Genomic DNA, 19,502 nt, shown 5'->3' with positions numbered 1-19,502 from the left:
TTACAGACTCAGCTTGTCGCGCATGAAGGCCAGCGCGACGCTCAGGCCATCCGGCGCGATGCCGTGGCCAGTGCCCTTCATCACATGAGCATAAATCTCTTTGAACCCGGCTGTTTGCAGCGCCTCGGCGGCCTCGGGCAGTGATTGCGGCGGCACCACATCATCGGCGTCACCATGGACCAGCAGAATTGGCATGCGGCTCACGGTTTCGTCCGGCAGCAAGTCTGGTTCCAGCAAACGGCCCGAGAAGGCGACGATCCCGGCCACCGGGTCTTCGCGGCGCGGGGCGACATGCAGGCTCATCATGGTGCCTTGGCTGAAGCCAAACAGAACGACCTGCTCTGGCAGGACATCTTCATCCACCATCAGCGCGTCCAAGAATGCGTTGAAATCCTCAACCGCCATTTCCATGCCACGCCGCGCCTCTTCTTCGGACGAGCCATCAATCCACGGGATCGGAAACCATTGAAAGCCGTTCGGCATGCCTGGGATTTGTTCCTGCGCATCGGGCGCCACGAACAGCGTATCCGGCAAATGCTCACCCAGAGGATCAGCCAGCCCCAGCAGATCAGCACCGTTCGCGCCATAGCCATGCACAAACACCACGACCGAGCGTGTATCCCCCGAAACCGGCTCTTTCCGGAGCGCATTCAAAACCCGTGTCATCTGATCCCTTCTCTGTCTTTTGCGACCCGGTAATAGGCCCACAGCACCCGTGCCGCAACTGATCGCCACGGCGACCACGCTTCGGCCATCTGGCGCAACTCTTTGTCTTTTGGTCTTTCTGGTAAGTCGTAGAGGATGCGCGCGGCCTCTTGCAGGGCCAAGTCACCCGGTGCAATCACATCGGCACGGCCCAGCGAGAACATGGCGTAAATCTCAGCGGTCCAGACACCGATCCCCGGTACCTCGGTCAGAATTGCGACCACTTCGTCATCCGGTGCATCGCGAAGCGCTTTGTAATTGATCCGCGCCTCGGCCAACGCGCGGGCATAGCGGATTTTCTGACGGCTGAGACCCACCGCTCTCAGGTCGTCATCCGTTGCCCGCATGATCTTGCGCGGGCCGGTCAATTTGGCGACCTGCAATCGCTTCCAGATTGCATTTGCCGAGGCTACGCTGACCTGCTGACTGACAATCGCACTGAGAAGCTGCGCAAACCCGTCCGGCTTACGCCGCAATGGCAGAGGGCCTGTTTGCGCCATCGCATAAGCCATCCTCGGGCAAGCCCCGGCCAGCCATTCGGCCCCTTCATTTACGCAGTCCGGTGTTTCGATGATGCGTCCGACGGACATGCGCTCTCCGATAAATGATCCTTGTCCGCACGTTAGGCTGATGTGCCGCATATGCAACCCGCTTGTGCCGAGTCTCAATCGTAGATAACCATTCGCTCATGACAATGATCGCTGCCACCCCCAACGACAGTCAGGCCAAACGCAACGTCGCCGTTTTGGTGGCGGCGCAGGCGATATTGGGTGCGCAGATGCCGATGATGTTCATCGTCGGAGGGCTTGCCGGTCAATCGCTGGCCAGCAACGCCTGCCTTGCAACGCTGCCGATTTCACTGATCGTACTGGGTTCGATGCTGGCCGCCACACCGATCTCGGCCATCATGCAGCGCTGGGGGCGCCGCGCCGGGTTTCTTGTGGGATCGACCGCGGGTGCTACAGGCGGGGTTATCGGCGCCTATGGCCTTTACCTCGGCTCGTTCCCGATCTTCCTGATCGGTAGCTTTCTGACCGGCATCTACATGAGCGCGCATGGCTTCTATCGCTTTGCCGCCGCCGATACCGCGTCCGACGCATTCCGGCCCAAGGCGATTTCTTACGTCATGGCCGGAGGGCTCGCAGCTGCTATCATCGGCCCGCAGATCGTTAAGCTGACCTCGCAGGCCTATGTGATCCCGTTTTTGGGCACCTATCTGGCCGTGATCGCGATCAATGTGGTTGGCTCTGCCCTGTTCTTCTTCCTCGACATCCCCACGCCGCCGAAACCTACCGAGGATGAACCCAAAGGCCGCACACGATTAGAGCTGCTCAGAACTCCGCGCATCGCTGTGGCCATCATTTGCGCCATGGTCTCTTACGCGCTGATGAACCTTGTGATGACGTCCACACCTCTGGCCGTTGTCGGATGCGGATATACCGAGGGCGATGCAGCCGATATCGTGACCAGCCACGTGCTGGCGATGTATATTCCCAGCTTTTTCACCGGCCATCTGATCGCGCGGTTTGGGGTCGAAAAGATCGTGGCCCTCGGTCTGGCCATCCTCGGCGGCGCAGGCATTGTCGCCCTGCAAGGTGTTGATCTTGGTAACTTCTTCGCCGCTCTGATCCTGCTGGGCGTCGGCTGGAACTTTGGCTTCATCGGCGCCACCAGCATGCTGGCCGACTCGCACGAAGTACACGAACGCGGACGGATGCAGGGCCTGAACGACCTGCTGGTCTTTGGCGGCGTGACTTTCGCCTCGCTTGCGTCTGGCGGGTTAATGAACTGCTCGGGCGGTTCAGCGGTCGAAGGCTGGACGGCGGTCAACCTCGCCATGATCCCGCTGCTGACCCTTGCGGGCGGCGCGCTGTTGTGGCTGGTCCTGAGACCATCAGACCCCCAAACTGCCTGATCCTACCAGCGTCCGGTTGCTGCTGTCTTCATCAGGGAAAACCGGCGGCGGATTTCACCCTGCGCCAACGCGCCCGAAGCCACGCTCCCGGGCTGGGTCAGAGCCTTCTGCAGTACCCATTCCGTCTGCCAGCCTGCATAGAGCGCAGGCCGCGCCTGGGCCGAGACCTCATTGCGCACAGAACGCGCCCGTGCCAATCGGTCCAGCGCCTTTTGCGCTAGCGCCCGAACGCCGTCATGTGTACCATCGAGCAAGGGAATGCGACCGCGCGCTTCAAGTTCGGGAATGGCGCGCAGCCAATTTGCAATCCCCGTCGCATAGCCAAAGTCGCGCAGCACAGTTTCGTCTGCCGAGCCCAAAGCCTGCGCGGATACAACCATCAGAGTCCCGGCGCTATGGTTTATGTAGGCATCAAAATGATCTTCATCCTCAAACGGATCACGATAAACATCCCAACGCCTTACAGCCACATACTCATCCAGCTGCGCCGCGAGATGCGGAGAGAGTACACGCGACAACGGCGTAACAACCTCATGCCGACGCACGATGGGGCCTTCAGCAATTTCCTGCAACGCATCGCGCCACCATTGCAGGCGCATTTCGGCGATCATGCTTTCCTGCGTCACCCAGGGCGCGCGAGCCACCTCGACATTCAGCGCATAGATCGGAAACAGAACCGCCCGCGCTGCGACCGGCGCCGCCATCGCCGCCATGAACCGGTCCGGATCAGCGCGGTGCACCAGCGCCGCGCAGGCCTTGATGTCGTCGTCGAATTCCACGCTATTCGGCTGCCGCTGACTGCGGGCTGCAATCGCTCACCAGCTTCCACTGGATCGCGTCCAACAGCGCCTCGAACGAGGCATCGATAATGTTCGCACTGACGCCAACTGTGGACCAACGCCGCCCCTGCCCGTCTTCGCTGTCGATGATCACGCGCGTGACCGCCTCGGTCCCGCCTTGAGTGATGCGCACCTTGAAGTCGACCAACCGCATATCCGACAGTATCTGCGAATACTGCCCCAAATCCTTGGCCAGAGCTTTCGCCAGCGCGTTCACCGGGCCGCGATCGCTGCCGCTTTCATCGAGTGATTCACTCACCGACAGCTTCTTCTCGCCATCCACTTTCACAACAACGACCGCCTCGGACAGGCTGACCATCTTGTTGTATTTGTTCTTCCGGCGCTCAACGGTCACCTTATATCGTTTGACCTCAAAGAATTCGGGCAGTTGCCCCAACTCATCCCGCGCCAACAGTTCGAAACTGGCCTGCGCGGTGTCGTAGGAATAGCCCTCGGCCTCGCGCAGTTTGATCCGCTCCAGAATACGCCCCAGCGCCGGATCGCTCGCTTCAACGGCCAATCCTGCATCGGTCAGCCGTTTGCGCAGGTTCGATTGCCCAGCCTGGTTCGACATCGGAATAATGCGCGCATTGCCGACACTTGCGGGATCAATATGCTCATAGGTCGTCGGGTCCTTGAGGATCGCGCTGGCATGCAGCCCGGCCTTATGCGCAAAAGCCGACGCGCCGACATAGGCACTCTGCTTGCTGGGCACGCGGTTCAGGATATCATCCAGCATCCTGCTGATCCGCGTCAATCCGGCCAGAGCCTCGGGCTTCACTCCGATCTCATAGTGCGAGGCATAGGGCTCTTTCAGCATCAACGTCGGGATCAAAGCGGTCAGGTTGGCGTTACCGCAGCGCTCTCCCAAACCATTCAGCGTCCCCTGTATCTGCCGCGCGCCCGCGTCAACGGCAGCCAGCGAGCACGCCACGGCATTTTCGGTATCGTTATGAGTATGAATACCCAGCCGATCCCCGGGTAGACCGGCCGCAATCACCTCAGACACGATCCGCCCGACTTCTGCCGGCAAGGCCCCGCCATTGGTGTCACACAGAACCACCCACCGTGCCCCCGCATCGAGCGCAGCGCGACAGACTTCAACCGCATATTCCGGTTTGTCCTTGTAGCCATCAAAGAAATGCTCGGCATCAAACAGAGCCTCCCGCCCCTGCGCCACGATATGCGCGACCGAGGCACGAACGTTCTCGGTGTTCTCCTCCAGCGTGATACCAAGCGCATGGGTCACGTGGTAATCGTGCGATTTCCCCACGAGACAAACGGCTGGTGTTCCCGCGTTCATCACAGCAGCCAGAACGTCATCATTCTCCGCCGATCGGCCCGCGCGTTTGGTCATCCCAAACGCGGTCATACAGGCCGAAGTCTTGGGCGCGGCATCAAAAAAGGCGCTGTCAGTCGGGTTCGCCCCGGGCCAGCCTCCTTCGATGTAATCAAGCCCCAACGAATCCAGAGCCTGCGCGATCTGTACCTTCTCTGCGGTCGAGAACTGTACGCCTTGCGTCTGCTGCCCGTCGCGCAAGGTGGTGTCATAGAGATAAAGGCGCTGTTTGGTCATTCGACCGCCTCCAACTTCGCGGCATCAAAGCCAGCACCTGGCACCAATTCCACACCGTCCTTGCTCATCCGAACCTCCAGCCCTGCGGCGACATAGGCCGCCTTCAGGCGATCGACCTCAGAGAAATCCTTGTTCTGCATCGCAAGAGCGCGCGCATCGGCCAGTTTTTCTGCGTGGGATGACAGATCAGCCACGGCGGTATGCGCCCAAGCTGCCATTTCATCCGTCAACAGCCCGATTACCTGTGCACTCGCCAGCAATAAAGCAGCGTTGCTGTCAGCAGCCAAACGATGAAGTTCAGCGATGGCACCTGCCGTGTTCATGTCATCTGCAAGCGCATCAATGACCGCAGGTGCCGCGGTGGCAGCGGGCTCGATGCCTGCTGTCAGCGCCCGCCACTTGCGCAACGTTGCCTCGGCTTCGCGTGCCTTCTTCTCGGTCCAGTCCATCGGCTTGCGATAATGGGTCTGCAGGAACACAAACCGGATCACCTCACCCGGCACACCCTGCTCCAGCAAGTCATGAACGGTGAAGAAATTGCCCAGCGATTTGGACATCTTCTTGCCCTCGACCTGCAGCATCTCATTATGCATCCAGACACGCGCGAATTCGCCATGCGGATGGGCGCATTTGCTCTGAGCAATCTCGTTCTCGTGATGCGGGAACATCAGATCGTTACCGCCGCCATGAATGTCAAAGCTTTCGCCCAACAGCTCATAGCTCATCGCCGAGCACTCAATGTGCCAGCCCGGACGCCCCCGGCCCCATGGGCTGTCCCAGCCGGGCAACTCATCGGTCGACGGCTTCCACAGAACAAAATCCATCGGGTTTTTCTTGTAAGGCGCAACCTCAACCCGAGCGCCCGCGATCATGTCATCGACCGACCGTCCAGAAAGAGCGCCGTAGTGCTCCTTCCAGCTATCCACCGCAAAAAGAACATGCCCCTCGGCGACATAGGCATGCCCCTTGGCGATCAGGTCTTCGATCATCGCAATCATCTGCGCGATATATTCTGTGGCACGAGGCATCGCGTTCGGCTCCATCGCCCCAAGCGCGCCCATATCATGAAGATACCAGCCAATGGTCTCGTCCGAACGCTCCTGCACCAACTGCTCAAGCGAACCCTCGGCTCCGGCCTTCTTACGCGCCAGAGCGGTGGCGTTGATCTTGTCGTCCACGTCGGTGAAATTGCGCACATAGGTCACGTGATCAGCACCGTACACATGCCGCAACAAACGATAGAGCACGTCGAACACAACCACAGGCCGTGCATTCCCCAAATGCGCCCGGTCATAGACCGTCGGACCACAGACATACATCCGCACATTGTCGGGATCGATCGGCGCGAAATCCTCTTTCGTCCGTGTCCTTGTGTTGTGCAGTTTGATCGTCGTCATCTGGTCGTGCTCCTGAAACAGCATATACGTCACGCGTTGGCGCGGGCTTAGCAACTTGTCTCAGAGATGAAAACGAAAGAAACCGGCCCGCTTGAGAAATCAGCAGGTAATGCAGCAGATAATGATGCAAGTTTTCCGGTTCATGCGCTTTGCCTAGCACGGGATCGGTTTTGAGCCAAGCCTTAAGTTTTAGCGCCCTCAGCGGCAGTCTGCCCACCATGACCCGTGATTACGTCAATTCCGTATGCGCAGACCTGCCCGGTGCCGAACTTTCCGACCCTTGGGGTGGCGGCCACGACGCATGGAAAGTTGGCGGCAAGATGTTCGCCTGCGTCGGTTCGGTCGGCGACGGAGTTTCGATCAAGACGCCCGACATAGAGACCGCGCAGATGCTGATTGATGCCGGGATCGGCACCAAAGCCCCCTATTTTCACCGCAGTTGGGTCCGGCTGCCTTGGGAAACCGAAGTCGACGAGATGCGGCACCGTCTGGTCACCTCGTACGACATTGTCCGCGCATCGCTGACCAAGAAAGTGCAATCTGGCTTGCCGCCACGAAGCTGATTGACAAAGCTGCGGCGCTCTGCCCCATTCGGCGTAAGGACCGGAGGGCGCGTCATGAAATTATCGCATCGCATCACGCATCTGACAGGCGGTGGATCGGATGGATGGGACGTTTTCTACCGCGCGCGCCGGATGATCGGCGAAGGTCGCGCGGTCACCGAACTGACCATTGGCGAACATGATATCCGAACCGATCCTTCAATTCTGGCTGCGATGGATGCCTCTGCCCGTGACGGTCACACCGGCTATGCCATGGTGCCCGGCACAGACCTGCTGCGCGATACAGTCGCTGCCCGCGTTCAGCTGCGCACCGGGGTCAGAACAACACGTGACAACGTAATGATTACGCCGGGTGGACAGGCCGCGCTATTCGCTGCGCATACGGCGCTCTGCGATCCTGGTGATGTTGGCCTGTATCTCGATCCTTATTATGCCACCTATCCCGGCACAATTCGCGGGGCCGGTGCTATTGCCAGACCCATCGCAACCCGTGCAGAAGATGCGTTTCAACCGCGCGCGCAGGATATCGACGCGGCCGCTGACGGCGCGGTATCGCTGCTGATCAACACGCCGAACAACCCAACGGGAGTGGTGTATTCCACCGAAACGCTCTCGGCCATTTCGAAGCTTTGCGAGCGCCGCGATTTGTGGCTGATCTCGGATGAAGTCTATGACACTCAGGTCTGGGACGGCACCCATGTCTCGCCGCGCGCCCTGCCCGGCATGGCCGAGCGTACATTGGTGATCGGATCAATGTCGAAATCGCATGCCATGACAGGCTCACGCTGTGGCTGGATCGTCGCGCCGGAGGAGGTGATCGAGCACCTGATCAACCTTGCCACCCATACGACATACGGAGTGCCCGGTTTCATTCAGGACGCCGCCAGCTTTGCCCTGAGCGCCGGTCACGAACTGGAAGATCGGATATCCGAGCCATTTAGACGTCGCCGCGCATTGGCGCTTGAAGTGCTGGGCGCGCAACAAGCCGTTGGTTTGATCCCGGCACAAGGAGCGATGTACCTGATGCTCGATATCCGCGCCACCGGCCTCAGCGGAGAAGCCTTTGCCAACGCACTATTGGACACCCATTCCATCGCCGTTATGCCCGGTGAGAGTTTTGGGACCGCCGCCGCCGGACACGTCCGTGTCGCCATGACGATAGCGGATGAGAAGTTTGCCGCCTCGCTGAAACTGCTCTGCGATTTCGCTGCGCAGTTGGCCGGAGGAGTTCAGACAGCTACCGCCTGATGCCCGGATCAGAACCGGAACGTGGTCCGCAAATTGAACACATTTGCATCCAGACCTCGGCCCGAGGTTGGAATATCATCGAAATCCTGTCGCAAAGCCTCGCCACTGATGACGAACCGATCGCCTAGCGGATAGGCAACACCGATCCCGTAAACGGCAGCCGTGTCGCTATCACCCGAGGTACTGGCGCGTGCGGTGCCCACCACCACATAGCCGAGGGCCGGGCCAAAATCGTACCCGCCGCGCAGCTTCAGGCGAGACATACTATCGAGGCTTCCCTGAGACTGACCCAGATCAAGGTTCAGGCGGTTATATTCCAGTTCACCACCCAGAACGAAATTGCCAAAATCGTAGTCGTAACCGATAAGCGGTCCAAAGCTGCCACCGTTGCCCCCTGCACCACCAGATCCATCTACGTCCGCATAACCAAAACTGAACCCGGCATAGGCACCGGTCCAATCCTCAGCCAAAACGGGTCCAGCCACCGCGAACAGTACTGCGACAAGTGTGGCCTTTATCGATTTCATTCAGACCTCCGAACCTATGGTGCCGGTCTGGGCGGATTGGCGGGGCTGCGTTTCAACACCTTGCAGCAATGATTATAACTTAAACTCTCGCGCTTTCGTTAATTAACTATGTACAGAGTAACAGATTTCTAGCGTAACGGGAAAAACATTTTCTCACGCTTAGTTGTGGTTCCATGACTAATTTCTGATAAAAAATATCCATACCCAAGTCGCAAACGGGACAGATTATGTCGCCCGGTATTGGAACACTCAGGACACCAGACTGAGGACACGCATGCAAAGTGATGTCGGAAAAATACGCCTGATCAGCCGCACCATTGGTGCGGATCGGGGACGTGCGGCACGCGGCAGGCCAGCGACACGCTGATCGCACCTGAATATACGCTTGCAATCTCAGAACCGGACTCAACTCTATGAACGATCAAACCCGTACTTCCTCCCGCAGTGGTGGGCGCGCTGCGCGCCGTGCTGCCCGCGCCACGGCACTGCCAGAGCATCTCCGCCCCATCCGTCCCGGAATGGAAGGCGGTGTCCTCAATGTCCTGACCCAGGCCCAGATCGAGCGCATCCACGAGGCTGCCCTGACGGCGCTCGAAACCATCGGTCTGGCAGATGCGCCGCAAAGCGGTATCGATTATCTGACCGCCGCCGGGTGCACATTGGGCGACGATGGCCGCATTCGTTTTCCGCGTGCGCTGGTGGAAGATACGATTGCCAAGGCCAATCGCTCGGTTACACTCTACAGTCGGGATGGAAAAACCGATCTGGAACTGTCTGGTACCAAGGTTCACTATGGCACGGCCGGTGCTGCGGTCAGCATGGTTGATGTCCAAGGGCTGGAATACCGTGATTCGACCGTTCAGGACCTGCACGACGCCGCACGCATCTGCGAACAACTTGAAAACATTCACTTTGTTCAAAGACCGATGGTGTGCCGCGACATCCCCGACAACCTTGAGATGGACCTGAACACGATCTACGCCGCATGTTCGGGTACCTTCAAACACATCGGCACTTCTTTCACAGAACCCAGCCATGTCGCACCGGCAATGGAGTTGATCCACATGATTGCCGGTGGCGAGGACGCCTATCGCGAGCGACCTTTCGTGTCGAACTCGAACTGCTTTGTTGTTCCGCCAATGAAATTTGCGACCGAAAGCTGCGAAGTGATGGAGGAATGCATCAAGGCCGGGATGCCCGTTCTGCTGCTTTCCGCTGGCATGGCCGGTGCTACCGCGCCCTCAACCATCGCCGGAGCGATCATGCAAGCTACCGCTGAATGTCTGGCTGGACTGGTTTATGTAAACGCCGTAAGTCCCGGTGCTCCGGCGATTTTTGGCACCTGGCCCTTTGGCCTCGACCTGCGGACGGGCGCGATGTCTATCGGATCAGGCGAGCAAGCCTTGCTGACCGCTGGATGTGCGCAAATGCATCGCTTCTATAATCTGCCCGGCGGTGCCGCTGCGGGCGCATCGGACTCGAAACTGCCCGATATGCAAGCCGGGTGGGAGCAGATGTGTTCCAACGTCATGGCAGGCCTGTCGGGTCTGAACATGGTGTACGAAGCGGCTGGCATGCACGCCTCTCTGCTAGGCTTTTGCCATGAAAGCCTCATCCTCAGCGATGATCTGATCGGTCAGGCGCAGCGCTGCGTGCGCGGCATTGAGGTCAGTGATGAAACGCTCGCGCTGGATCAAATCGCCGAGGTCTGCATGGGTGGCCCCGGGCACTATCTGGGTACGGATGCGACGCTCAGCCGGATGCAGGCAGATTACGTCTATCCGACTTTCGGCGACCGGACCTCGCCCAAGGAGTGGGCGGAACTCGGAAAGCCCGATCTGATCGAAAAGGCCATCGCTCGGAAGGAAGAGATCTTGGCGACCCCTTCCATGGCTCGGTTCGATCCGGTTCTGGATGCTGAACTGCGCAGCAGGTTCAACATTCACTTGCCTACGTAAGATGTTGAAAACAGGCAGCTCGATGCATATCGAGCTGCCTTCTTTATCGCTACGTTCACCCGTTGGATGGCGGTAGCAACCCTGCTTCCTGCGCGACCGCGATCTCTTCGGGATCCAACGCTCCGTCCCCATTGGCATCCATCAGCGCAAAGCCATCGGCATCGACGCCAGGTACAACCGCCTGCACTTCTTCGATGGTCAGAACCCCGTCGCCATTTGTGTCAGCCGTTCCCTGTGCCAGAGCCATCATCGGCAGTCCAAAAGCCAGAGTGGAAAGTATCGCCAGTTTCTTCGGTTCCATTTGTGCCTCCTGAGTGTGTTTTAGGTGTATTTCTCGTCCGGACAGGCACCACAAAACGCCTCTTGATCACACAGGTCACCCGCATTCCGCGATCCCAAGCCATTCAGGCCAATCTCTGCGTGTTTGACTGAGTCGCATCTGCAAAGCCCTGCCGGGCAAAACGGCCAACTGAAGATTAGGCAAGCTTTACCCGATGAAAGGCGTGCGATCCGGCAAGGGTCTGCTGAAAAGACCGACTCGGCGGCCCAAAAAAGAAAGGGGGCCGAAGCCCCCTGTCAGTTTCGCCTTCCAGGCTCATTTCGTTGACCGCCCGGTGTTTTTTTGCCTGCGGCCTGGACTGCGCATGGGGCGAGCGCACCCGCCCCGTGAGAGAGTGGGAGGGAGCAAATATTCCGCCCCACCCTGTTCCCGGCCAACACGGGCATGTCGGCCGAGTGGACCAAGGCATCGATGGTAAGTCTCAGCGCCTTGCTCCGTATTCGTCGGGGTCGGTACCTGTGGCAGCTATCCGACCCCTGCACCCCGGGTTGCCGGGGCGCTAAACTCAGCTACACCCGCTTGTCGCGCCGCAGGTGTTGCATTTCATGCAGGTGCCGTTGCGCACCAGCGTGTAGTTTCCACATTCACCGCAGGGATCGCCCTCGTACCCTTGCATCTTGGCTTTGGTGCGGGCGTCCATTCCGGTTGCGACTGCCGTTTCAGCAGGTGCTTCGAAAGCGGCTGAGGTTTCTGCCATGCCGGTTACGTCAGCCTGACCACCGTTAAAGACCATCAGATCTTGCGGCAGACGCTTGCGCAAATAGCCAGTCGAACTGATTTGTTTCAGCACTTCCAACGACTTGGTCGCCGCGCTGTCGCTGATCTCAGACACATTCGACAATCCGTCTTCCTCGCCACGGCCCAGATCGTCGAACGTCGCGCCTTCGGGCTTCACATGGGCCAGATCGGTGCGGTCCAGATAGGACACAGCCAGTTCACGGAAGATATAGTCTAGGATCGATGTCGCGTTCTTGATCGAGTCGTTGCCCTGCACCATCCCTGCCGGTTCGAATTTGGTGAAGGTGAAGGCGTCCACGAACTCTTCTAGCGGCACGCCATATTGCAGACCAACCGACACGGCGATGGCAAAGTTGTTCATCATCGCCCGGAAGCCAGCGCCTTCCTTGTGCATGTCGATGAAGATCTCGCCCAGCTTGCCGTCTTCGAACTCACCAGTGCGCAGATAGACCTTGTGGCCACCCACGATTGCCTTCTGAGTGTAACCCTTGCGGCGATGCGGCAGTTTCTCGCGGTGGCTGCGGATCATTTCCTTGACCACAACCTTCTCGATCACTTTCTCGGCCAGAACGACAGCTTTTTCCTGCGTCGAGCCGCTTTCCAGCACTTCCGCTGCCTCGTCGTCATCCTCGACCAGCGCCGCGGCCAGGGGCTGCGACAGTTTTGAGCCGTCGCGGTACAGCGCATTGGCCTTCACACCCAGCGACCAGCTGAGTTCGTAGGCCTTCTGGCAATCCTCGATGGTCGCGTCGTTCGGCATGTTGATCGTCTTCGAGATCGCACCCGAGATGAAGCTCTGCGCCGCCGCCATCATAGTGATGTGGCTATCAACCCCCAGGAAACGCTTGCCTTTCTTGCCGCACGGGTTGGCGCAGTCAAAGATCGCGTAGTGTTCCTCTTTCAGGTGCGGCGCGCCTTCCAGCGTCATGGTTCCGCAGACGTGGTCATTGGCCGCGTCGATATCCGCCTTGGTAAAGCCCAGATGGCGCAGCAGGTCGAATGTCGGGTCGTTCAGCTTGGTCGCCGGGATGCCCAGAACGCCGGTGCAGAAATCCTCGCCCAGTGTCCACTGGTTGAAGACGAACCGGATGTCGAAGGCGCTTTCCAGTGCGGCGTCCACTTTGGCCAGTTCATTCGGCCCAAAGCCATGACCGGTCAGCGAGGTGTGGTTGATCCCCGGTGCGTTGCCGATGGTGCCGTGCCCAACCGCATAGCCCACGATCTCTTCGATCTGAGCCGAGGAATAGCCCAGCTTCTCCAGCGCCGAAGGCACCGAGCGGTTGATAATCTTGAAGTAACCGCCACCGGCCAGCTTTTTGAATTTAACCAGCGCAAAATCGGGCTCGATCCCGGTTGTGTCGCAGTCCATCACCAGACCAATAGTGCCGGTCGGTGCGATAACTGTGGCCTGCGCGTTGCGGTAGCCGTTCTTCTCACCGAGGTTCAGCGCCTCATCCCAAGCCGACATGGCCAGATCGACCAGACGTTTGTCCGGGCAATTGCCGTGGTCCAGAGGCACCGGCTTCACGGCCAGCTTCTCATAACCGTCGGTCACACCTTGCGACGCACGGCGGTGGTTACGGATGACGCGTAGCATGTGATCGGCGTTGCGCTCATATCCTTTGAACGGGCCAAGCTCGCCTGCAATCTCCGCCGAGGTCGCATAAGCCACACCGGTCATGATCGCGGTCAGCGCGCCACAGATCGCCCGGCCCTCGTCCGAGTCATAGCTGTAGCCCATGTTCATCAGCAGACCGCCAATATTGGCGTAACCCAGACCCAAAGTACGGAAGTCATAGGACAGTTGCGCGATTTCCTTCGACGGGAACTGCGCCATGGTCACCGAGATTTCCAGCGTCAGGGTCCACAGGCGCGAAGCGTGCATATAGTCCGCCGCCTGGAACTCACCATCCTTGAGGAAGGTCAGCAGGTTCATCGACGCCAGGTTACAGGCCGTGTCATCGAGGAACATATATTCCGAGCACGGGTTCGAGCCGCGAATCTCACCATCTTCGGGGCATGTGTGCCATTCGTTGACGGTATCGTGGAATTGAATGCCCGGATCGGCACAGGCCCAAGCGGCGTGGCCAACTTTCTCCCAAAGGTCCCGCGCCTTGACGGTGCGAGCGACCTTGCCGTCGGTGCGGTTGATCAGTTCCCAATCGGCATCTTTCTCGACAGCGGTCAGGAACGCATTGGTCACGCGGATCGAGTTGTTCGAGTTCTGACCCGAGACCGAGCTATAGGCCTCCGAATCCCAGTCCGTGTCGTAAGTCGGGAACTCGATGCTGTCGTGACCCTGCCGCGCATAGTCCAGCACGCGCTTGATGTAAGTTTCGGGGATCGCAACTTTTTTCGCCTCACGCACCGCTTTCTTCAAACTATCATTCTTGTTGGGCTCATACGCATCGTCCTGCGCACCGTCCCAGCTGCGGATGGCCTCGAAAATGCCATTCAGCATCTTCTCGTGCATCTTTGATCCCGCAACGATCGAGGCAACCTTCTGCTCTTCGATCACTTTCCACTCGATGAATTGCTCGATATCCGGGTGATCCGCATCGACGATTACCATCTTTGCTGCCCGACGGGTTGTCCCGCCCGATTTGATCGCGCCGGCGGCGCGGTCACCGATCTTGAGAAAGCCCATCAGGCCCGAGGACTTGCCGCCACCCGACAGCGCCTCGCCCTCAGCCCGCAGATGGCTGAAGTTGGTCCCGGTACCTGAGCCGTATTTGAACAGGCGCGCCTCGCGCACCCACAGATCCATGATACCGCCTTCGTTGACCAGATCATCATCTACGGACTGGATGAAGCACGCATGCGGCTGCGGGTGCTCGTAAGCCGATTTCGATTTGGTCAGCTTGCCGGTTTTGTAGTCAACATAATGGTGACCCTGCGCCGGACCGTCGATTCCATATGCCCAGTGCAGACCGGTGTTAAACCACTGCGGCGAGTTAGGCGCGGCGCGCTGGGTTGCCAGCATATACCGCATCTCATCAAAGTAAGCGCGCGCGTCGTCCTCGGTCGAGAAATAGCCGCCCTTCCAGCCCCAATAGGCCCAAGCACCAGCCAAACGGTCGAACACCTGCTTTGACGAAGTTTCACCATCGAATTCAGCGTCATCAGCGGGAACAGAGCGCCACAGGAACTCAGGGACGTCCTTCTCCTTGACCTTTTTCAGCTTGGACGGAACACCCGCCTTTCGGAAATACTTCTGCGCGATGACGTCGCTGGCTACCTGGCTCCACTTCGCGGGAACCTCGATCTCGTCCAAGCGGAACACGATGGTGCCATCCGGATTGCGGATCTCGGACGTTGCGGACACAAAATCCAGCTCGGCATATGCATCCTGCCCCGGTTTGGTGAATTTTCTTTCAATCTTCATGTCCGCTGCCCCAGCTTCACGTTGTCCAAAATTTTCAACCCCGACACCAAATCTTGTGTTGCGGGGTGCCGCCCGCACAACCGATTCAACAAAGGCACAAAGGACCTAGCGCTGCCCGTTACAGCGCAGAACCGCTTACGCGGTCGCACGTTATATTGGTTTGCTGTCCGTCCCTTGCCCGACGCCCGCTTCTGGTCATTACCTACCAGATTTAGTGGCTCGTTCATCGGTTTATACAATCTGACGTATATACCCATAGTTGGTCAACGGGCTTTTTGGGTCATTTTTGAAATCTTTTGGCTTGACCCAATCTGACAAACAGGCGGGAAATCGCCGGTCGATGATTCCTCCACAGGCCGGTCGCCCGGATCAATCACGCACGAGCCATTAGTCCCAAATTGATTTCCCGTTTTGAACGCCACAGTTACGCGAAATTGATCAAGCGCGCGGCCATCAAGAACACTATCAGAGAATCATCGTCTACTGTGTTGAACACATGGCATAGTCAGCGTGTTGTGTTTTTTCCGTACGGGATTTTATTCCACCATGCGCCTGCTGCTTCTGTTGCCCCTTCTGGCCCTGACCGTGTCTTGTACATCACAAGAGGCGCTGCTTGCATCGCGCAGTGCTCAGTTCCCAAGTTATCCAGAAAGCCTGTTCAACACCTTCAAGACAGATTGTTCAGGCCCCGGTGACAGCTATCGGAAAACCAGTTCGAACAGCTATGAGTGCCACGAGACGCTGTCCCCTCAGGCCACCGCCTATCTGATTCTCAGCTATGACGGTTATCCACAGAATTTGCCTCAGATCGTGACGCGACTGAGCTCGACAAAAAACCAACAAGGCTATCGCGTGGATGCCGAGTTGTTTTTCCTTGTTCCGCAGAAAAGCGGTAAAACGCTAAGGATTCCGGTAGAAAGCAAGGATTTGGATCGCGATTTTTCGCGGCTCTACAACACTTTCGGCGGAACGCCAGTGTAAACAGAGAGAAGTGGTCGGGGCGGCAGGATTCGAACCTACGACCCCCTGTACCCAAAACAGGTGCGCTACCAGACTGCGCCACGCCCCGGACCGTGCGCCTTCCTAAACGCGGCAATCTGATTTGAAAAGCCCTAACAGGGCCAAATTGCGGGACCTTGCGAAAAAACTTCGTGTCGCATCTGAGTTCCGGGCCGAATGCCATAGCGTGCAGCGAGCCCTGCATTGATTTCAAGCACAGCATAGACCGAATCGCCGCCCTCGATCGGGGTCAGATCGCCAGGAACGGCCCCTTCATGCACGCGCGTCACCGCGCCAGCGCGATCCACAAAAATCATGTCGAGCGGAATCAGTGTGTTCTTCATCCAGAATGCCACGCGTTGCGGCGGATCGAAGATAAACAACATCCCCGACCGGCTGGGCATGCTCTCACGGAACATCAATCCGCGCGACCGTTCCTCTGGGGTCACTGCCAGTTCGATGTCGAACCGAACCTGCGCCGCATCATTTCGCAGCTCAACCCGGTCAGCACGACACTCGGCCCAGGCGGTCCCAGAGAACAGAACCGTGAGAGCAATTAGAGCTGTCGCGAATTTCTTCATGTACTGCTTAACTGTTCAGTGCCGCTTCCCAGGCTAGCACCTGAGCGGCCATGCGCCCGCGCTTGCCATCGATGACCCGCATGGCCAGCGCCTCGCCCGGTTGCAGATCAGCAAGGCCCGAGCGACGCAGAACCTCAATATGAAGAAACACGTCTTCGCTGCTGCCGAACACGTTCGCAAACCCGAAACCCTTACCCTTGTCGAACCATTTGACCCGCGCAGCCTCGAGCGGCGCGCTTCCGATCACGTTCGGATCAAGCTCGGCAAAATCGGCAAGCATCATGGTCTCGGCACGAACCGGTGGATCCACACTGACGACCTCGACCGCCTGAACACCGCGGTCGGTCTTGTGTGTCATGATCTCGATCCCGGCGCCGTCCGCGACCGAGCTTTGACCGAAATTCCGCAAGACGTTGACGTGCAACAGAATATCCGGCCCACCTTCGTCGGACACAACAAATCCGTACCCCTTGGCGGGGTCGAACCATTTTACGTGTCCACGAACGCGGTACATGCTGTTCAGATCTTCTGGCACTGTTTTCCCATCACGAAGATTACTAAGTCGTTAAGGGTTTGTTGTTTATGGTATTGGCCCGCAAATTCAAGCTGAAAAAAGCCTTTGTTTACCGACTGTTGCATTTCACGATACGCGAACGTCACGGATTTAACCTCTGCACTTGCCAGTTAGATGCGTCACCGTCACGTCTCCACTGAAACCGATCATGCAGCCGAAAGGCTCCGTCGGCCCAAAACTCTATTTCAACAGGCACCAATCGATACCCACCCCAGAATTTAGGGCGCGGCGGATTCGTTCCCAGCTTCGCCGTCACTTTAGCCACTTCGGCCATCAGAGTTGCACGGCTTTCAAGCGGTTGCGACTGATGCGACGCCCAAGCCCCTAGTCTACTCTTGAGCGAGCGCGATGCATAGTATTCATCCGCCTGCGGACCGTCCTCACGGGTGATTGTACCACGAACACGAATTTGACGCCGCAAAGATTTCCAGTGCATCACGAAGGCTGCCTTGCCGGCGTCATCGAGTTCCTGGGCTTTGGCGCTGTGATAATTGGTATAAAAGACAAACGCGTCTTTTTCGATTTCCTTCAGCAATACCATCCGGACATTGGGTAGACCTTCTGAATCCACGGTCGCCAGCGCAATCGCGTTCGGATCGTTTGATTCTGTCTTCTCTGCCTCAGCCAGCCACCGTCCCGCAATTTCAAACGGATCGGCCCCGGCAAAGATGCCACTGCGCTCGTTCATTTCCATCCCCTGGAAACAGTTGAACTTGACCCTAAGGCGAGAACCCGCTGCGGGCAAGAGCGCATGGCCTTGATGCAGACCAATCAATGGCATAAACCAACCGGACATAACGCGACGACATGCGGAGAACCGAAGATGTCAAATCAGTTGATGGCCGGAAAACGCGGCCTCATCATGGGACTGGCCAATGACAAATCAATCGCATGGGGAATCGCCCGCGCCTTGTCCGCCGCCGGGGCCGAACTGGCCTTTTCCTATCAGGGTGATGCCCTGAAGAAACGCGTCGACCCTTTGGCGGCGCAACTGGGCAGCGAGGTCGTTTTGCCCTGCGATGTTAGCGACGAAGAATCAATCGATGGTCTGTTCGCAGCACTCGAACAGAAATGGGGTAAGCTGGATTTCGTCGTGCACGCCATCGGCTTCTCCGACAAGAACGAGCTGCGCGGTCGCTATGTCGATACCAGCCGTGCGAACTTCAAGCTGACCATGGATGTGTCGGTTTACTCGTTTACCGCAGTCATGCAGCGCGCAGAAAAGCTGATGACCGAGGGTGGCTCTGCCATCACGCTTACCTATTACGGTGCCGAGCAGGTGATGCCGCATTATAATGTCATGGGCGTCGCAAAGGCCGCGCTTGAGGCGTCGGTGAAATATCTTGCCGAAGACCTCGGTAAGGATGGCATTCGCGTGAACGCGATCTCGGCCGGTCCGATCAAGACGCTGGCAGCCAGCGGCATCGGTGATTTCCGGTACATCATGAAGTGGAACGAGTATAACTCGCCCCTGCGCCGCAACGTCACGATCGACGACGTAGGCAACTCAGCGCTCTACCTGCTGTCTGATCTCAGCAGTGGTGTGACCGGTGAAAACCTGCACGTGGATTCGGGCTATCACATTGTCGGCATGAAAGCCGTTGACGCACCAGACGTTGAGAAGGGTTAAAACATGAGCGCCAAGGATCGCCTGCCCCACGAAAAAGGCTTTCACATCAGCTGGGACCAGATTCACCGCGACTCGCGCGCCTTGGCGTGGAGGCTTGACGGGCAAGGCCCCGACGACGGCGCATGGCGCGCCGTCGTGGCCATCACTCGCGGTGGCATGGCTCCTGCGATGATTGTCAGCCGCGAGCTCGACATTCGCACCGTCGATACCGTCAGCGTGAGATCCTATCACCATCAGGAACAGGGCGAGGCCGAGGTACTGAAGGCTCCTGACGCCGATTTGATGAGGGATGGCGAGGGCATTCTGATCATTGATGATCTGGTCGATAGCGGTAAGACGCTGGAACTCGTGCGTGAGATGTACCCCAAAGCCCATTTCGCCACTGTATATGCCAAACCCAAAGGTCGCCCCATGGTTGATACCTTCATTACCGAGGTCAGCCAGGACACGTGGATCTTCTTTCCGTGGGACATGGCCCTGCAATATGTTGAGCCCTATCGCGGCACCGACTGACCCTTTATTGCTGT

18 protein-coding genes and 1 tRNA gene are annotated in these 19,502 nt (G+C 58.2%); 7 read left to right on the top strand and 12 right to left on the bottom strand.

Features of this window, described 5'->3' with window-relative positions; all coding sequences use genetic code 11:
- Positions 1-666, bottom strand: coding sequence for an alpha/beta hydrolase (locus tag ACR0NF_RS03705; protein ID WP_480469723.1), 666 nt, complete (start codon positions 664-666; stop codon positions 1-3).
- Positions 663-1,295 carry a DNA-3-methyladenine glycosylase family protein gene (locus ACR0NF_RS03700; RefSeq protein WP_480469722.1) on the bottom strand — a complete coding sequence of 211 codons (633 nt, stop codon included), beginning with the start codon at positions 1,293-1,295 and terminating at the stop codon, positions 663-665. Before ACR0NF_RS03700 ends, ACR0NF_RS03705 begins: the two co-directional genes overlap by 4 nt.
- Before the next feature lie 98 nt (positions 1,296-1,393).
- On the opposite strand from ACR0NF_RS03700, the gene ACR0NF_RS03695 reads away from it, so the two are divergent.
- The gene (locus ACR0NF_RS03695; protein WP_480469721.1) at positions 1,394-2,620 is read left to right on the top strand and encodes an MFS transporter; all 1,227 of its coding nucleotides are present in this window, start codon (positions 1,394-1,396) and stop codon (positions 2,618-2,620) included.
- A gap of 2 nt (positions 2,621-2,622) precedes the next feature.
- On the opposite strand, the gene ACR0NF_RS03690 is transcribed toward ACR0NF_RS03695, so the two are convergent.
- The 3 genes from ACR0NF_RS03690 to cysS are packed head-to-tail and all read right to left on the bottom strand — an operon-like array spanning position 2,623 to position 6,432.
- Complete coding sequence (locus ACR0NF_RS03690) at positions 2,623-3,399, bottom strand: squalene/phytoene synthase family protein (RefSeq protein ID WP_480469720.1); 777 nt, start codon at positions 3,397-3,399, stop codon at positions 2,623-2,625.
- Between the two features lies 1 nt (position 3,400).
- The gene (cimA, locus tag ACR0NF_RS03685) at positions 3,401-5,035 is read right to left on the bottom strand and encodes a citramalate synthase (protein WP_480469719.1); all 1,635 of its coding nucleotides are present in this window, start codon (positions 5,033-5,035) and stop codon (positions 3,401-3,403) included.
- Positions 5,032-6,432, bottom strand: a complete 1,401-nt coding sequence (cysS, locus tag ACR0NF_RS03680; protein WP_480469718.1) for a cysteine--tRNA ligase — start codon at positions 6,430-6,432, stop codon at positions 5,032-5,034. The genes cimA and cysS overlap by 4 nt, the downstream gene beginning before the upstream one ends.
- A gap of 218 nt (positions 6,433-6,650) precedes the next feature.
- Here cysS and ACR0NF_RS03675 point away from each other — a divergent pair, with 218 nt between their 5' ends.
- Both ACR0NF_RS03675 and ACR0NF_RS03670 read left to right on the top strand, forming a co-directional pair.
- Positions 6,651-6,995, top strand: a complete 345-nt coding sequence (locus tag ACR0NF_RS03675) for an MmcQ/YjbR family DNA-binding protein (protein ID WP_480469717.1) — start codon at positions 6,651-6,653, stop codon at positions 6,993-6,995.
- A 54-nt stretch (positions 6,996-7,049) separates the two neighbouring features.
- On the top strand, positions 7,050-8,243 hold the full coding sequence (locus ACR0NF_RS03670) for a pyridoxal phosphate-dependent aminotransferase (protein ID WP_480469716.1): 1,194 nt from the start codon (positions 7,050-7,052) through the stop codon (positions 8,241-8,243).
- 8 nt (positions 8,244-8,251) lie between these two features.
- Here ACR0NF_RS03670 and ACR0NF_RS03665 read toward each other — a convergent pair whose 3' ends face one another.
- The gene (locus ACR0NF_RS03665) at positions 8,252-8,770 is read right to left on the bottom strand and encodes an outer membrane protein (protein WP_480469715.1); all 519 of its coding nucleotides are present in this window, start codon (positions 8,768-8,770) and stop codon (positions 8,252-8,254) included.
- 413 nt (positions 8,771-9,183) lie between these two features.
- Between ACR0NF_RS03665 and ACR0NF_RS03660 the strand changes: the two genes are divergently transcribed.
- Positions 9,184-10,728: a trimethylamine methyltransferase family protein gene (locus ACR0NF_RS03660; protein ID WP_480666865.1), complete on the top strand. Its 1,545-nt coding sequence runs from the start codon at positions 9,184-9,186 to the stop codon at positions 10,726-10,728.
- Positions 10,729-10,783: 55 nt separating this feature from the next.
- Here the strand turns inward: ACR0NF_RS03660 and ACR0NF_RS03655 are convergent, their stop codons facing one another.
- Entirely contained in the window at positions 10,784-11,029 is a 246-nt protein-coding gene (locus ACR0NF_RS03655) for an EF-hand domain-containing protein (RefSeq protein ID WP_480469713.1), read from the bottom strand.
- 544 nt (positions 11,030-11,573) lie between these two features.
- Positions 11,574-15,191: a vitamin B12-dependent ribonucleotide reductase gene (locus tag ACR0NF_RS03650; protein ID WP_480469712.1), complete on the bottom strand. Its 3,618-nt coding sequence runs from the start codon at positions 15,189-15,191 to the stop codon at positions 11,574-11,576.
- A gap of 546 nt (positions 15,192-15,737) precedes the next feature.
- Here ACR0NF_RS03650 and ACR0NF_RS03645 point away from each other — a divergent pair.
- On the top strand, positions 15,738-16,172 hold the full coding sequence (locus tag ACR0NF_RS03645; protein ID WP_480469711.1) for a hypothetical protein: 435 nt from the start codon (positions 15,738-15,740) through the stop codon (positions 16,170-16,172).
- Positions 16,173-16,183: 11 nt separating this feature from the next.
- Here ACR0NF_RS03645 and ACR0NF_RS03640 read toward each other — a convergent pair.
- The 4 genes from ACR0NF_RS03640 to pdxH all read right to left on the bottom strand — a co-directional run bounded on the left by ACR0NF_RS03640 (position 16,184) and on the right by pdxH (position 18,033).
- Positions 16,184-16,260 (bottom strand) — tRNA-Pro (locus tag ACR0NF_RS03640).
- Positions 16,261-16,303: 43 nt separating this feature from the next.
- Positions 16,304-16,771 carry a DUF192 domain-containing protein gene (locus tag ACR0NF_RS03635; RefSeq protein WP_480666862.1) on the bottom strand — a complete coding sequence of 156 codons (468 nt, stop codon included), beginning with the start codon at positions 16,769-16,771 and terminating at the stop codon, positions 16,304-16,306.
- 7 nt (positions 16,772-16,778) lie between these two features.
- Complete coding sequence (locus tag ACR0NF_RS03630) at positions 16,779-17,306, bottom strand: cold-shock protein (RefSeq protein ID WP_480469709.1); 528 nt, start codon at positions 17,304-17,306, stop codon at positions 16,779-16,781.
- Between the two features lie 121 nt (positions 17,307-17,427).
- Complete coding sequence (gene pdxH / locus ACR0NF_RS03625; RefSeq protein WP_480469708.1) at positions 17,428-18,033, bottom strand: pyridoxamine 5'-phosphate oxidase; 606 nt, start codon at positions 18,031-18,033, stop codon at positions 17,428-17,430.
- Between the two features lie 135 nt (positions 18,034-18,168).
- On the opposite strand from pdxH, the gene fabI reads away from it, so the two are divergent.
- On the top strand, positions 18,169-18,975 hold the full coding sequence (gene fabI / locus ACR0NF_RS03620; protein ID WP_480666861.1) for an enoyl-ACP reductase FabI: 807 nt from the start codon (positions 18,169-18,171) through the stop codon (positions 18,973-18,975).
- Positions 18,976-18,978: 3 nt separating this feature from the next.
- On the top strand, positions 18,979-19,488 hold the full coding sequence (gpt, locus tag ACR0NF_RS03615; protein ID WP_480777788.1) for a xanthine phosphoribosyltransferase: 510 nt from the start codon (positions 18,979-18,981) through the stop codon (positions 19,486-19,488).
- Positions 19,489-19,502: the final 14 nt, after the last annotated feature.

This window comes from Ruegeria sp. CF4, from assembly GCF_056537345.1.
The sequence above is the reverse complement of the archived record's forward strand: the minus strand, read 5'-3'. Positions and strand labels throughout refer to the sequence as shown.